Raw genomic sequence first — 14364 nt, 5'->3', positions numbered from 1 at the left:
ATGAAAGAGAGGTAGGGCTTTCATTGTTTTAGGTAATATATTATCTAAGTCATTATTTCTAGAAGAAAAAACAATCGATCTCACCGCTATCTCTTTAAGAGTTCCTTACATCTACTGAGACAGTGAATAGGTAATTGTTTATCTCTTCTTTACGTAAAATTGATAAACGAACTGGTAACACCATATGGTCAACTACAAAAAATGGTTTCCAGACCAGGAAACCATTTTTAATTTCATTTACATAACAATAATAAATTAAGCAGGAAGAAGGAGTGCACACATGAAAAAAATGTTAACAAAAGAATTAAGTAATGAATTAAAGAAGCGGGAAGGGGTCATTTCTATTACAGTTGAGCCTTATGAAAAAATCGAAGTTGGTGGAATTCGTGTAGATGGACCAGCTGTTATTCTAATTAATCAAGAATAGTTGAATGCATGAAGAAAAGGATCAGCCTTTAAAAGAAGGGAGGATCCTTTTTGTTTGCTACTTTTATCTGATGTGTTGGAATTAAAAAGGAAGGAGAGGGTCGGGATTATCATGGTGGAAAGCTTAATATTGGTAGGATTTCTTTTTACGTTATATAAATTAGTTGATAAAAAACAAGCTAATTATTTAAAAAGATATATTGTTTCCCTTTTAAGGACGAGATTTATTTGATAGTGAAATGGATAATGTAAAGGAGGAATTTAGATGGATGCAAGGAAAGAACGCATAAAATACGAGAAGATGTCAAAGAACTATGAACATATTTATTTAGTTTCGTTCCTCCTACTAATTGTACTTGTTTGTAGTAGTGTGGTTATCATAGGAGCTACAGGGGGAACATATGGAGTGTTTTTGTTGTTAGCAATTTTACTTAACGCACGTATTACGAAAGAATCTCAAAAAAAGTATGAGCACTATTCTAATAAAGGGCGTATTTAAAATGATACATAGCCTGAAAGGAACAACCTAGATGTACATGCAAAGTATCCCTATATCATTACCTATTAACTAGCAAAAGGAACCTTATTAAAATGTTAGTTTCGTTCCTATAATGAATTATCCTTCTAGCATATTTATAGGATTTATATCATATAGTGAGAGAAAGAATGTAAATTAGAAAGGAGTCTTATAGAATGAGTTGTTTGGAGGGAAATGACTTTAGTGAACAAAATATGGTAAGTGTACCTAATCCCTTAATTTGATTTATAATAGATTGGCGTCATAGACGACCAAATAAAAACACAGGGTTTTATCTCTGTGTTTCTTCAAATTTTCGTTTTTGAATATATGCTTGCGCATGAATAATTTCTTCCTGAAGCTCTTTTAATTCTTTCATAGATTCTGATTCAATAGCCATGTAAGTAGTAACTAAACTGATCATCATATCCATCTTCTCTACTATATTTTGAATGACCTGTTCAGATTGCTCTTTTTTAGGGTGTTGTATTGCCTTTAATACATTTTCCATATAATTGTTTTTTCTTTGCTGGATATCATAAATAAACTGTTTTGTGTTTGAGTTCATTTGTTGTTCCTCCGTTTTGGATATACTTCTATTCTATCATATTTGAATAGAAAATATTGGATTCCCCTAAATTCACACCTGTCTCGTACATCTCCTCAAACAAACTTAGCTTGATGGCCATGGGGTACCGCCACATCGCTATCAAGCTAAGATTATACAACGTCAATTATAGTAGAGGTTGTTTCTTTTTTCTAAAGGCTACGTGTAGGGAATTTAAAGATTTGCATACGAAATAAACCCTAACGGGTTTCATTTTTTTGAATTAAGCCGCTTGATTATCAGACATGGCACAATTGTAAACGACACCTAATATATCAAAGACTGTTTTCTTCTCATATCGATGAGATTTTCGCCCGTTTTTCTGTAGGAGGATAAACAAGAAAAGCAGGATCACTTGAGTTGGAAGCTTTTGATACAATCCGATAGAGTCTTCGTGAATTTCGTGGGTTTGTCCTGGTTGTAGCTGGAATGAATTTGGAAATTGTTACAGAAAAAAGACCCGCCATTCTTAAAAATCTGGAAAATCAAAAATGGCTGTTTATGAAACTTTCTATATTTATACTTAAAGTTGGTGCTACTTCTTTATTGCATTAGATAGTAATGTAATTTATAATACGTTTAAATGATTAAATTCTTAAACGGAAGGTAATGTTAGCGAAATGAACTGTAATGATAAAGTAATGCATATTTTAGAAAATTTAAGACCATGTTTTCAAGGGTTGGGAGATCCAACTCGTCAGCAAATTGTATCGCTTTTAATTGATAAAGATAGCTTGAATGTGACGCAAATTGCGGAGCATATTCCCATGTCAAGACCTACTGTATCTCATCATTTGAAAATATTGAAACAATCAGGGTTACTTCGAGTTCAGAAAAAAGGCACTGAAATGTATTATTGTCTTGAATTTAATGAAACAATAAATCTTTTAAAAGAACTTGTTTCTTTAGTTGAAGATGAATGTAAGAATTAGGTACTCATTTATAGTTTAGGGACACCTTTTGTCCCTTTTTTTAGCGGCATTACGTTAAAAGGTTTAAGTTTTTAATCATTTAAACTTATAATCTCGTACTAATTAAAATGGAGGTTTCAGATGAATAAGAAAACAGTATTAATTGTTGGTGGGTATGGTGTTGTTGGTAGTCAAATTGCTCAAATTTTACATGATCGACATCCTGATTTGGAAATTAGATTAGGAGGAAGAACCTTAGGGAAAGCGTTACCTTTTGAATCAGAGAGAGTAAAAATAGTCACTGTAGACAACACAACAGATGATCCTTTAAGAAATTTGGATGATAATTTCACATTAGTTGTTAATGCGGTTAATGACCCGCAAGATAGACTACTTCTATCTGCAGTTCGAAAAAAAATTCCATTGGTTGACATTACTCGTTGGACTGAACGTTTTAAGAGTTCTATTGATCGATTAAAAAATGTTGAGGTCCAATCCCCTGTTGTATTAGCTTCGGGGTGGATGGGAGGGACAGCAGCCCTTTTTGCTAAAATGTATTCAAAAGATCTTCAAGAGGTTACGGTTGATATCAACGCACTATATTCTCTTCAAGACAAAGCAGGACCAAATTCGACAGCATATATGGACCGGTTAACGATTCCATTTGAAGTCAAAGCTCGAGAGGGAATGCGACAGGCTTATCCAATGACTGATCCAATCAAAGTCCGCTTTCCCAACGGTTATATAACCAAATGTTATCGTTTGGATACTCCTGATCACGTAACCCTGCCAGAATCAATTCATGCTGTTTCGGCTAACTTTCGTATTGCTTTTGATAGTAAAATATCTACATATGGACTGGTTTCTCTGGTGAATACAGGGATTTGGAAAATGATTAGCGGAGAAAAATTTACCGATTTACGGAAAAATATTCTCTATAAACCCGGAAGGGGAAGTGCACATAACATAGTTATTCACCTTAAAGGTTATGATGCTACTGGTGTATTGCATAGACGATGTGTGAATATATCAGATCCGTTAGGACAGACACATCTTACTGCTTTAGGAGCAGCTGTCCAAGCAGAGAACATTTTACAAACATCTGATATTGTGGTTCCGGATTCTAAAATTTACTTTCCGGAAAATTTATTAGATTTGGGTATGAATGCATCTGTAATTTTAGATTTTTATAGGGAATATGGGGTTAATATTACGAAACAAAATATATAAAAGGTATCGTTATATTCGTGGTAGTACACATATGGCTATCAAGCAAAGAAGAGCAAATACCCCAAATAACTTAATGGCAGTTTAGTTTAATAAGAATCAATGGTAAAATGATGAGAATTAATTATGCTATGGGGCTGGTCAGTTGTAATTTTATAAAGGAGTTGTGAAAATTTGAAATATCGCAAAGCAAATATCGATGATATTGATAAATTGGTCGAGTTAAGAAAAAAGCAATTAGTTGATGAGGGGATAGAACCTAATATAGATATTGGTAGAGAACTATATGCTTTCTTTAAAAATAAACTAAGTGAAGGTACTTTAATTCAATGGCTAGTGGAAGATAATGAAGAAACTATAGCTTGTGGTGCAGTTATTTTTTATGAATTTCCACCTTGTTACACCAATAAGACTGGAAAAAAGGCTTATATCACAAATATGTATACTAATGAAAATTATCGTGGGCAAGGAATCGCAACAAAGCTGTTAACTAAATTAGTTGATGAAGTTAAGATTTCAGGTATCTCACAAATATGGCTTGGGGCTTCAAAAATGGGTAGACCAGTGTATAAGAAGTTTGGTTTTATGGAAACTGATGAATTTCTAGAATTAGGGTGTTTTTGCCCATCCACCGAAAAAGGGGAATAAGACAAGATATTCCAATGTGGAAAAGTAACTCTAAAATCAACCTTTATTGTATATTTTGGAGTTACTTGACGTTAACTTTTCTACGGAAAGTTGACACTTTTATCCTATGCCTAAAGGCGGACTGAATTCCTGCATAGGCTTTCCAATATCACTGAATTTGTAATGAAAAGTTGTGAACAATTGAAAAAATAATGGTTGAAATAATGAAAGGTAAGAAGGAGTTTATTTCTAATAAGCGAAATATTATATTGTATTGTTTTATCCTAAATTATTTGTAAAGGTGGATACATAATGACAGTAAAGAAGCTTTATTTCCTCCCAGCAGGTCGTTGTATGTTGGATCATTCTTCAGTTAATAGTACACTTACACCGGGTAAACTACTAAACTTACCTGTTTGGTGTTATCTTTTGGAGACAGAAGAGGGACTTATTTTAGTAGATACAGGTATGCCAGAAAGTGCTCTTAATAATGAGAATCTTTTTAAAGGTACAATTGTTGAAGGACAAGTTTTACCTAAAATGAATGAGAACGATAGGATCGCAAATATTTTAAAGCGTGCCGGATATGAGCCAGAAGATCTTCTTTATATCATTAGTTCTCACTTGCATTTTGATCATGCAGGAGGAAATGGCGTTTTTACAAATACACCAATTATTGTACAGCGTGCTGAATATGAGGTAGCACTCCACAGAGAGGAATATTTGAAAGAATGTATATTGCCGAATTTAAACTATAAAATCATTGAAGGGGATTATGAAGTAGTGCCAGGTGTGCAATTAATATATACACCGGGACATACGCCAGGGCATCAGTCATTATTAATTGAGACGGAAAAATCAGGTCCAGTGTTGTTAACTATTGATGCATCATATACGAAAGAAAACTTTGAAGATGAAGTACCGTTTGCTGGATTTGATTCGGATTTAGCTTTATCTTCAATAAAACGTTTAAAAGATGTTGTTAGGAAAGAAAATCCAATTATTTTCTTTGGACATGATATGGAGCAAGAAAAGGGCTGTAAAGTGTTCCCAGCTTATTTGTAATATAGCATATAAAAAGTGGTTCTGTTGCAAAGTTTTCTATATAAAGCTACACTCTAGAAAACAGGATTTAGGAGAATCAGACATGAGATATTTTAAAGGAAAACAATTCAAGAAAGATATTATTTTAGTAGCTGTCGGCTACTGCTGCCGTTTTTCTTTAAGTTATCGCGATGTATCATCCTGAAAGAACGTGGTATTTCAGTTCACCCAACAACCATCATGCGATGGGTTCATGAATATGGAAGCCTCATCTATCAAATTTGGAAAGCGAAAAATAAATCTGCATACTTATCTTGGCATTTGGATGAGACTTATATCAAAGTTAAGGGAGAATGGTGTTATCTCTATCGTGCAATTGATAAAGATGGACATACATTGGATATTCAACTTCGTAAAAAACGGGATCATTAGGCTGCCTATGCCTTCATGAAAAAATTAGTAAAGCATTTTGGAGAACCAACGGTTCTCACTACAGACAAAGCGCCAGCATTACTTTGCGCATTTAACAAATTAAGAAAACAAAGATTTTATCAAACTACAATCCATTGTACAATCAAACATTTAAACAATCTTATTGAACAGGATCATAGGCATGTAAAGAGACGTTTTGCTAAATCTGCAGGATTTCAAAATCTTCGTCATGCTTCACGTACGATAAAAGGTATCGAGACCATTCATGCCCTATATAAACAAAGGCGAAGTCTTCAAAGAGACTCCGCCTTTTCAACGTGCAATGAACTTCAACAATTACTAGCTACTCCCTAAACATTGTTCCTCATTTACCAACCTGTTTATGCTTTTTTCAAACTTTGCAACAGAACCCAAAGAATATGGAGAGGTTAGGATTGAAATATCTGGAGAACAAAATACATCCTTTTGCGGACAGTCCCAGGGAATTTGCAATGAAGTTTAGAAGAGAAATATAAACAATAAAAGGCATAATTGCGTCTATCGATATAGGAAAAACATGCTTATGGCAAAAGGAGCACTGAGATTACTAAAAGTTACTCTATACAAATGAAGATTTTGAAGCGTATCATTATCTTAAAATGGATATTTCTACAATATGAATAAGTTTCAGAGTACTTGAATGAGTCATATGTATAATCCTTTGCTTTTAAATTGTAAAAAGTAAAAGAATACATGTCAGTAATAAACAAGGGAGAATTACATTTCTCCCCTGTTTATTACTGTTTTAGTGATGGCGAAATTATCGGTAGATACACATAAAAAGTCGTTCCTTCTCCAAACTTACTTTTTACAGATACTGTTCCTCTATGTGCTTGAGTAATAGTCTGAGTAATTGCAAGCCCTAGACCAGATCCACCATGCTGTCTTGTTCTGGAATCATCAATTCTATAAAAACGATCGAATACATAAGGAAGGTTTTCTAATTTTATGCCTGATCCATTGTCCTTTAGGGATATTTCTACTTGGTTTTCTAAGACCATTAAAGAAATTGTTATTTTGCCTGTAGTAGAATCAGTATGTTGGACGGCATTATGAAATAGGTTTAAAATAATTTGTTTGATTTTATCAGCATCATAAGTACCTTTTACTCCTTCTGTTAGATCATATGATATCTGTCGATGTCCACCTAAAACGCTTAATTGTGGTTTCATCTGCCAGATAAGTTTGGTGAGATTGGTTTCCGATAAATGTAGTCCAGGCTCACGATCCATTTTTGCAAGAAAAAATAAATCTTCTACTAACTTTATAATGCGTTTTGATTCGCCGTGCATACTGTTTAAAGCATTATAAAGCTGTTCAGGACGATCAGCTGCGCCTCGTAATAATACTTCTAAGAAACCATGAATAGATGTAAGTGGTGTTCTTAGTTCATGAGAAGCATCGGCAATGAAACGTTTCATTTTCTCTTTTGTTTCTCTTTCATATTGAAAGGATGCCTCTAATCGCTTCAACATGTTATTATATGCTAAAGCTAATTGATCAACTTCTTCTTGTCCTTGGTGTGTAGGTAGTCGATCAGCCAAATTATCCGCATTCGTATTTTTTACTGCATTTACAATGTTAGAAAGAGGAATCAATGTGTTTTTTAGAACTGGTAAATATAGCGCTAAACCGATAAGTAGAGCTAGTACAGATAGAACAACGAATGTTAGTAATTGCTGAAATAGAACATCACGTAAAGGAGCAGTATCTGTTCCAATTTGAAGAATTTGATTAGGAACTTGATTAAAATCTCCATCGGAACCGTTTGGAAGACTCCGAATAGGTTTAAAAACAATTAATTGTTCAATCCCTTCTTTATTACGTACTACTTTATAGGTTACTTGTTTACGATTCGAGAACTGTTCTAATATTTTTGCATACTCTTTGCTTGATAACTTTGGAGAGGACATTCCAGTACTCTCTGCGAAGTCCTTATAACCACTAGCTGGTCCGATAATTGCAAGTGAAATATCTTGTGAAAACAGAAATCTTGGTCGATTAGGATCAGGATGTTTTTTTTCATTATTTTCCGAGTTAAAAGGAAGTAAATCTATTTCTGGTGGTAACGACATCATCTTCGCTCGTAATGTCTCGGCTTCATTTTTATACAGGAAGTCTTTCATTACCCAAAATTGTAAAAGACCAATACTCAAAAGAATAAGAGATAAAATAAATAATGTTCGAGTTAAAAGTTGCTTTCGTAGGGAGTGAGGCAGTAGCCTTTTGTTTTTTAAGAACTGGATTCTTTTAATCATGGTAAATCCACACGATACCCCGCTCCCCTAATTGTGCGAATGAGTCGGTGTTCTTTATCTTTTAATTTTTCCCTGAGTGAACGAATATACACTTCCACAATATTTTCATCACCTTGAAAATCATATCCCCATACTTTATCAAGTATCACACCTTTACTTAGTACAATCCCGTGGTTAATTACAATATATTTAAGTAGCTCGTATTCAGTAGGAGAAAGTTCCAAAATATCATCTTTAAATCGCAGTTCTTTTCTACGGTCATCCACTTTAAAAGGACCATAAATAATCTCGTTGAATAAATTAGGAAACTGATTACGAAGACGTGCGTGTATACGAGCAAGTAATTCATCAAAACTGAAAGGTTTAATTACATAATCGTCTGCACCTAATGTTAATCCTTTCACTCGATCATCTACTTCGTCTTTTGCAGTAAGCATAATTACGGAAGTGAGAGCGCCACTTTTTTTAATCATTCGACATACTTCAAACCCATCTGTACCAGGCATCATTACATCTAAGATGGCTATATGAGGCTGAAATTCTTGTACTAAGTTAATGGCACTTATTCCATCTGTCGCTTTTTTTACTACATACCCTTCGTTCATTAACCCGATCTCTAAAAACTGTAAAATATGGGGTTCATCATCTACTATTAATATTTTAACCCCTTTAAGAGAGTTCATGTTCTATGCCTCCTTTTTCTTCATTATTGTTAGTATCTACGATTATGCTTAAAATTTGCTGAAAGTCATTCAAATACCTGGTAGTTTTTTATTTTTTTGTCATTTTCTCTTTTAATACGAAAGATATTTCATGTATTCAGGAAACTTTCAGCTTATTTTCAAGTCCACTTCAGATAGAAGAAAGATAATACATTCAGGGCCTAGTTAACTTTATAAAATGATTAAGGAGTTGTAATTCTATGTTTTTACAATTGAAAAAACGATTTGATGTTCCTCTAATATTCATAATCTTGTTAGCACTTTTTTTAAATGGCTATAATATTTGGACGGATCACTATGTGAATACTTATTATACGACTGCAGTAGCAAGTATGCTGCAAAACTTTCATAATTTCTTTTTTGGTTCCCTTGATTCAGCCGGGTCAGTAACGGTAGATAAACCACCTGTTGCATTTTGGATTCAAACGATTAGTGCCTATATTTTGGGGTTGCACGGTTGGAGTGTAATTTTACCGCAAGCATTGGCTGGGATAGGATCCGTATTGTTGATTTATTTTTTAATTAAACCTTCTTTTGGTGTAGTTGCTGCACGTCTTAGTGCCTTAGCCTTTGCATGCACACCAATTGCAGCTGCAGTGAGCCGAACAAATAATATTGATAGCATGCTTGTATTTACTCTTTTGTTAGCTACTTGGCTCTTGTTTAAAAGTGTGAAGCGTGAAAGTGTTTGGAGTCTTTTAGGATCTTTCGCGGTAATTGGGATAGCTTTTAATATGAAGATGCTACAGGCATATATGATACTGCCCGCTTTTTATCTCTTTTATCTTTTAGCTGCGAAAATAAACTGGAAAAAAAAGATTGGTTTCCTTACTGGGGCCACAGCTATCATGCTCGTTATTTCTCTTTCTTGGGCGGTAATTGTAGACAGTATTCCTGAAAATAAACGTCCGTATATCGGAAGTAGTGAAACAAATTCAGTTTTAGAATTAGCATTTGGTTACAATGGCATATCACGTCTTACTGGGAATCAGGGAGTACCTGGTGCGAAGGAACATCAACAATCGCCTCAAAATAATATGTGGGGAATGCCAAATGATGGCGCTGAGAATGGCAAACAGGAAGTTCCAGCAGATAAAGGAATGCCTAATGCAAATGATCAATCTCAACCACCTCAAGGTAACAATAAAGTAGTGCAGAAAGATAATCATCAAAATGGAGCTAATTTACCACAAGGAAATGGTGATAATGGTCAAGGATTCCAAATAAACAAAGGGGATGGTCCACCGACAGGTAAAAATGGTGGTCCAGGTGGCATGGCAGGCGGTATGTTTGGAACTGGAGAAAAAGGGCCGTTCCGTCTATTCCAGTCTGAATTATCCGGTCAGGCTAGTTGGCTGTTACCGTTTATTGCTATTGCTAGTATTAGTTTATTGGCTAGTGTAAGAAGAAATAATATAACCTTAAAACATAAAGAAGCTGTCTTTTGGCTCGCATGGTTAATTCCAGTTATGGTATTTTTCAGTATTGCTGGATTTTTCCATCACTATTATTTAATAATGCTTGCGGCTCCTATTGCAGCTCTATTTGGAGCTGGTTCGGCACAGCTTTTTGAGGATTATAAAAATAATACTGGTTGGAAGTCTTGGTTATTGCCAATTGCAGTTGTAGGAACAGCAGGTTTCCAATGGTATATAATGCATCCTTACAGTGATGTCATTGGAGCTGAGTGGCCACTTTGTATAGCAGTAGCCGGAATTATCATGACTTTCGTACTTGTTTTGTTCAAGGGTAAGAAGATTGTATTGCCTTTTACGCTGCATATTGCAGGATTACTTATATTATTAATCGGACCATTGTATTGGGCTGCTACGCCGATTACATATGGTGGAAATAGTATGCTCCCACAAGCGGGCCCAAGTTCAGCTGATGGTAAAGGGGCTTTTCCAGGAGCAATGCCTGGATTTTCTGGACAAGGAGGACCGGGTGATAACGGACTTCCAACTGAACGAGAATATATTGAAAAAGATTATGCTTCACCAGAAGATCACATGCAAATTCCAAACCCTAGTAGAAAATCTTCAGGATTACCAGGAAGCAAGCCAGGAGGTATGGATAACGAGAGTTTAGATGATAAAACTTTTTCATATTTAAAGAAAAACAATACTGGTGAACAATACTTATTTGCTACAACAAGTTATCAAACCGCAGCTCCTTACATTATAGATGAAGGAGAATCTGTAATAACGATGGGTGGATTTTCTGGTTCTGATCCAGTGTATTCTGTTGAAAAATTAAAAGAGTTGGTAGTAAGCGGGAAAGTAAAGTACTTCCTCATTTCAAATGAAGGAATGAGGGGCGGGAGTTCTGAAGTAACGAAATGGATTCAAGAAAATGGTGAGAAAATACCTTCTGATGAGTGGCAGACAAAACAAAATGGTGGAAAAGAAGGTATGAATATGGGTGGTCCTGGGCGCTCAAATACTTTATATAAAATAACTTTGTAAAGGAGTGGTTAGAGTGGAAAGCAATATATGTTATTCAATAATCATCCCCATGTATAACGAAGAAGCTGTTATTGAAGAAACGTATCGAAGATTGAAAAGGGTCATGAAAGATGCAAATGGTACGTATGAATTACTATTTATTAACGATGGAAGCCAAGACAAATGTGCGGATATTATAAAGCAATTTATGATAGGTGATAAGACAGTGAAACTCATCGATTTTTCACGGAATTTTGGTCACCAAATTGCAATTACAGCTGGTATGGATTATGCAAATGGGGATGCAGTTATCATTATTGATGCTGATTTGCAAGACCCACCAGAGCTAATTTTACAAATGATTGAAAAATGGAAAGAGGGGTATGAAGTAGTCTACGCAAAACGAATGAAGCGTAAGGGTGAAACATGGTTTAAAAAGTGGTCAGCAAGCACGTTTTATCGCGTGCTTCGCGCCTCCACAGATATTGATATACCAGTAGATACGGGAGATTTTCGCCTTATGGATCAAAAGGTATGTAAAGAAATGAGAAAGATAAACGAAAATAATAGATTTGTTAGAGGATTAGTTAGTTGGATCGGATTTCGTCAAATAGCAATTGAATATGTTCGAGATGAAAGAGTAGCAGGTGAAACCAAGTATCCCCTTAAACGAATGGTAAAGCTATGCCTAGATGGGATTCTGTCTTTCTCTTATAAACCTTTGAAGTTAGCAATTTATTCAGGTTTACTTCTTTCTAGCTCAGGCTTTCTATACTTTATATATGTGCTATATCTTACTTTATTTACTGAAGTAACTATGAAAGGGTGGCCTTCCATCATTAGTATTATGTTAATTTTTAATGGGTTTATGCTATTTATGTTAGGCGTTATCGGTGAATATATTGGGCGAATTTATGATGAAACAAAAGGGCGACCTTTATATATTGTTCGAGAATTTTATGGGGAACAGGAAAGTGAAAAATTAGCCATCCAACATGAGACAGCGTATGAATAAAGACTTAATACGAATTTTTAAGTTTTTAATAGTAGGTATACTGAATACGGGCATAGATATAGTAATCTTTTCATTACTTGTCATGGGGGACGTGCCCATATTACTGGCGCAATCAGTCTCCTATTGTTGTGGTGTAGCTAACAGTTACTTACTGAATAGGGTTTGGACATTTGAACAAAAAAGAAGTCAAGTTGCAGCATTTAAATTTATGTGTGTTAATCTTTTAAGTCTTATTGTAGTATCTCTAATACTAAGAAGTATGTATGATACCTTGGAGCAGTCGTTGATTGTCTCTAAAGTGACTGCAACTTTGATTGGTAGCTTAATAAACTATGTAGGATCGAGGTATTGGGTGTTTCATACTTCCCACACTAAACAAGTGAATTAAGATGCGATGTAATGAAATGAATTGTTTTCTATTATTATATAGATGTAACATATGGAATTGGCAAGAACTATATAAACTTTTGCAGTGAAATCGTGTGGCTAATTTTTTGTTTTTTTATTGCAAAAAACTTTCGTAAGAGATTTTACATGTAAGGTTGAACTTTTAAGAAAAAGTTAAGGAATGAAAGTCACAATGGGCTTATCAAAAAATATACGAGGTGGAATAAAAAATGGAACAAACGAAACAAAAGTTAATACAAATTTTACTCATAGTAAATTTAGGGATTAGTGCGTGTGCAGCTATCGGAGTAGGCTATGTAGCTTACAAACAAAGTAAAAGTCCGGATTTTTCAGAGATGGGCTCAAGAGGGCGCGATAAGATGTTCCCGGGTAATGGTAATGGTCAATTCCAGCCGGGGCAAGAACAATCGGGGCAAACTCAACAATGGGAAGGAGAATAGAATTTTGAAAAAGTGGATTATCATTTCAACCATTATTGTTGTAATAGGAGGAGCAAGCACTTGGTTCTTTTTACATAAAACAGATAAAACACAAGGTGTTGTGGCTGCATCTCAAACAACGACAGTGCAACAAGGGAAACTGGAAGTAGCAGTTAGTGGATCGGGTTCGGTTACAGCAAATACAGATCAAGATGTAACAGCGAAAGATACAATCCTTATTGTGGATAGTATAAGTGTAGCGGCTGGAGATACAGTAAAAAAAGGTGACACACTTGTAATATTTAAAAATGGTGCTGTTGTTACGGCTCCATATGATGGGGAAATTAAATCAGTTAGTGCGAAAAAAGGCGGCAAAGCGTCACAAGGAACAATTCTTCTTCGTATGGAAGATGCAAATGGATATACATCACCTGTAACGAGAGGGAATAATAGTGCAGGTTCGGATAAAGCAAGTGGTGGAAGTGGCTTGACAGCTGATAGTGTTAGTGTGAAGGAAGGTGATGTTGTAGAGGCAGGTGCAACACTCGTAACCTTTACAGATGGAAGTATTTTGCAAGTTCCAGTAACTGGGACAATTACAAGTCTTTCTGTTGCAAGCGGTGATTCTGTACAGGCTGCGGATCCAATTGCACACATAACAAATTACAACGCTTTGCAAACAACGCTTAGTGTTGATGAATTAGATGTACCGAAAGTAAAAGAAGGTCAAGCGGTAACAATAACAGCAAGTGCATTCGGAGAGGAAACATTTAGCGGAAAGGTAACAAATGTAGCAACAAAAGGAACAGCTGAAAAAGGCGTTTCTACATTTGACGTAACTGTACAAATTGAAGATCCGAAAAATATGAAAATTGGTATGTCGACTGAGGCAAGTATCTCAATAGAAAGTAAAGAAGACGCATTATACGTTCCAGTAGAAGCGGTGCATACAAACGGAAATGAAAAATATGTACTAGTTCCTACATCTTCAGACGATGCGACACAGTCAACAAAAAAAGTGACAGTAGAAACTGGTATTTCAAATGATACGCATGTAGAAATTACAAAAGGGTTAGCAAAAGGAGATACGGTGCAAATACCGAGAATTCAATCTAAAGGGAATTCTTCTCAAGGACCTATGATGATGCCTGGCGGAAACTCTCAAGAGGGATTTGGTGGCGGCAATTTCCAAGGAAGACCTGGTGGTGAGTTTGGAGGAAGATCTAACGGCGGAGCTCCAGCTGGCGGCGGACAAGGAGGGCGTTAAT

14 protein-coding genes and 1 pseudogene are annotated in these 14364 nt (G+C 35.3%); 12 read left to right on the top strand and 3 right to left on the bottom strand.

The window, feature by feature from the left end:
• Positions 1–280 precede the first annotated feature (280 nt).
• Positions 281–427, top strand: coding sequence for a BC1881 family protein (locus JFU20_RS00845; protein WP_000738549.1), 147 nt, complete (start codon positions 281–283; stop codon positions 425–427).
• A gap of 264 nt (positions 428–691) precedes the next feature.
• Entirely contained in the window at positions 692–925 is a 234-nt protein-coding gene (locus JFU20_RS00840; RefSeq protein ID WP_201038185.1) for a hypothetical protein, read from the top strand.
• A 310-nt stretch (positions 926–1235) separates the two neighbouring features.
• Here JFU20_RS00840 and JFU20_RS00835 read toward each other — a convergent pair whose 3' ends face one another.
• Positions 1236–1511, bottom strand: a complete 276-nt coding sequence (locus JFU20_RS00835; protein WP_002144215.1) for a hypothetical protein — start codon at positions 1509–1511, stop codon at positions 1236–1238.
• Positions 1512–2170: 659 nt separating this feature from the next.
• Here JFU20_RS00835 and JFU20_RS00830 point away from each other — a divergent pair.
• The 5 genes and pseudogenes from JFU20_RS00830 (at position 2171) to JFU20_RS00810 (ending at position 6145) form a co-directional block, all read left to right on the top strand.
• Positions 2171–2482 carry an ArsR/SmtB family transcription factor gene (locus JFU20_RS00830; protein ID WP_000995770.1) on the top strand — a complete coding sequence of 104 codons (312 nt, stop codon included), beginning with the start codon at positions 2171–2173 and terminating at the stop codon, positions 2480–2482.
• Positions 2483–2602: 120 nt separating this feature from the next.
• A complete protein-coding gene (locus JFU20_RS00825) occupies positions 2603–3691 on the top strand; it encodes a saccharopine dehydrogenase NADP-binding domain-containing protein (protein ID WP_002068948.1) in 1089 nt (362 codons plus the stop codon).
• Between the two features lie 171 nt (positions 3692–3862).
• The gene (locus tag JFU20_RS00820) at positions 3863–4336 is read left to right on the top strand and encodes a GNAT family N-acetyltransferase (protein ID WP_003193530.1); all 474 of its coding nucleotides are present in this window, start codon (positions 3863–3865) and stop codon (positions 4334–4336) included.
• Between the two features lie 291 nt (positions 4337–4627).
• Positions 4628–5380 carry a quorum-quenching N-acyl homoserine lactonase AiiA gene (aiiA, locus tag JFU20_RS00815; RefSeq protein ID WP_078205170.1) on the top strand — a complete coding sequence of 251 codons (753 nt, stop codon included), beginning with the start codon at positions 4628–4630 and terminating at the stop codon, positions 5378–5380.
• A gap of 82 nt (positions 5381–5462) precedes the next feature.
• Positions 5463–6145: pseudogene (locus JFU20_RS00810) on the top strand (IS6 family transposase).
• Positions 6146–6567: 422 nt separating this feature from the next.
• Here JFU20_RS00810 and JFU20_RS00805 read toward each other — a convergent pair.
• A complete protein-coding gene (locus JFU20_RS00805) occupies positions 6568–8088 on the bottom strand; it encodes a sensor histidine kinase (RefSeq protein ID WP_201038184.1) in 1521 nt (506 codons plus the stop codon).
• The gene (locus tag JFU20_RS00800; protein ID WP_078205168.1) at positions 8085–8771 is read right to left on the bottom strand and encodes a response regulator transcription factor; all 687 of its coding nucleotides are present in this window, start codon (positions 8769–8771) and stop codon (positions 8085–8087) included. The genes JFU20_RS00805 and JFU20_RS00800 overlap by 4 nt, the downstream gene beginning before the upstream one ends.
• A 239-nt stretch (positions 8772–9010) precedes the next feature.
• Between JFU20_RS00800 and JFU20_RS00795 the strand changes: the two genes are divergently transcribed.
• From JFU20_RS00795 to JFU20_RS00775, 5 genes are all read left to right on the top strand, one after another.
• Positions 9011–11275, top strand: coding sequence for an ArnT family glycosyltransferase (locus JFU20_RS00795; RefSeq protein ID WP_201038183.1), 2265 nt, complete (start codon positions 9011–9013; stop codon positions 11273–11275).
• Between the two features lie 13 nt (positions 11276–11288).
• A complete protein-coding gene (locus tag JFU20_RS00790) occupies positions 11289–12269 on the top strand; it encodes a glycosyltransferase family 2 protein (RefSeq protein WP_139359389.1) in 981 nt (326 codons plus the stop codon).
• Positions 12250–12657 (top strand): GtrA family protein, encoded by a 408-nt coding sequence (locus JFU20_RS30635; protein WP_078205166.1) that lies wholly within the window; start codon positions 12250–12252, stop codon positions 12655–12657. Before JFU20_RS00790 ends, JFU20_RS30635 begins: the two co-directional genes overlap by 20 nt.
• A 229-nt stretch (positions 12658–12886) precedes the next feature.
• Entirely contained in the window at positions 12887–13117 is a 231-nt protein-coding gene (locus JFU20_RS00780; protein WP_151304135.1) for a hypothetical protein, read from the top strand.
• Between the two features lie 4 nt (positions 13118–13121).
• Positions 13122–14363 (top strand): efflux RND transporter periplasmic adaptor subunit, encoded by a 1242-nt coding sequence (locus JFU20_RS00775; protein ID WP_201038182.1) that lies wholly within the window; start codon positions 13122–13124, stop codon positions 14361–14363.
• Position 14364: the final 1 nt, after the last annotated feature.

Source organism: Bacillus sp. TH30 (genome assembly GCF_016650875.1).
In the GTDB taxonomy this organism is placed as follows: Bacteria; Bacillota; Bacilli; order Bacillales; family Bacillaceae_G; genus Bacillus_A; species Bacillus_A mycoides.
Note: the sequence above shows the minus strand (reverse complement) of the source record. Positions and strands in the feature narration are given on the sequence as shown.

What these genes read in the sequence shown, in the direction of transcription:
- JFU20_RS00825 (WP_002068948.1), top strand. Translation starts at nt 2,603, where the DNA reads ATGAATAAGAAAACAGTATTAATTGTTGGTGGGTATGGTGTTGTTGGT.
- JFU20_RS00845 (WP_000738549.1), top strand. Translation starts at nt 281, where the DNA reads ATGAAAAAAATGTTAACAAAAGAATTAAGTAATGAATTAAAGAAGCGG.
- aiiA (WP_078205170.1), top strand. Translation starts at nt 4,628, where the DNA reads ATGACAGTAAAGAAGCTTTATTTCCTCCCAGCAGGTCGTTGTATGTTG.
- JFU20_RS00780 (WP_151304135.1), top strand. Translation starts at nt 12,887, where the DNA reads ATGGAACAAACGAAACAAAAGTTAATACAAATTTTACTCATAGTAAAT.
- JFU20_RS00805 (WP_201038184.1), bottom strand. Translation starts at nt 8,088, where the DNA reads ATGATTAAAAGAATCCAGTTCTTAAAAAACAAAAGGCTACTGCCTCAC.
- JFU20_RS00800 (WP_078205168.1), bottom strand. Translation starts at nt 8,771, where the DNA reads ATGAACTCTCTTAAAGGGGTTAAAATATTAATAGTAGATGATGAACCC.
- JFU20_RS00840 (WP_201038185.1), top strand. Translation starts at nt 692, where the DNA reads ATGGATGCAAGGAAAGAACGCATAAAATACGAGAAGATGTCAAAGAAC.
- JFU20_RS30635 (WP_078205166.1), top strand. Translation starts at nt 12,250, where the DNA reads ATGAGACAGCGTATGAATAAAGACTTAATACGAATTTTTAAGTTTTTA.
- JFU20_RS00835 (WP_002144215.1), bottom strand. Translation starts at nt 1,511, where the DNA reads ATGAACTCAAACACAAAACAGTTTATTTATGATATCCAGCAAAGAAAA.
- JFU20_RS00795 (WP_201038183.1), top strand. Translation starts at nt 9,011, where the DNA reads ATGTTTTTACAATTGAAAAAACGATTTGATGTTCCTCTAATATTCATA.
- JFU20_RS00830 (WP_000995770.1), top strand. Translation starts at nt 2,171, where the DNA reads ATGAACTGTAATGATAAAGTAATGCATATTTTAGAAAATTTAAGACCA.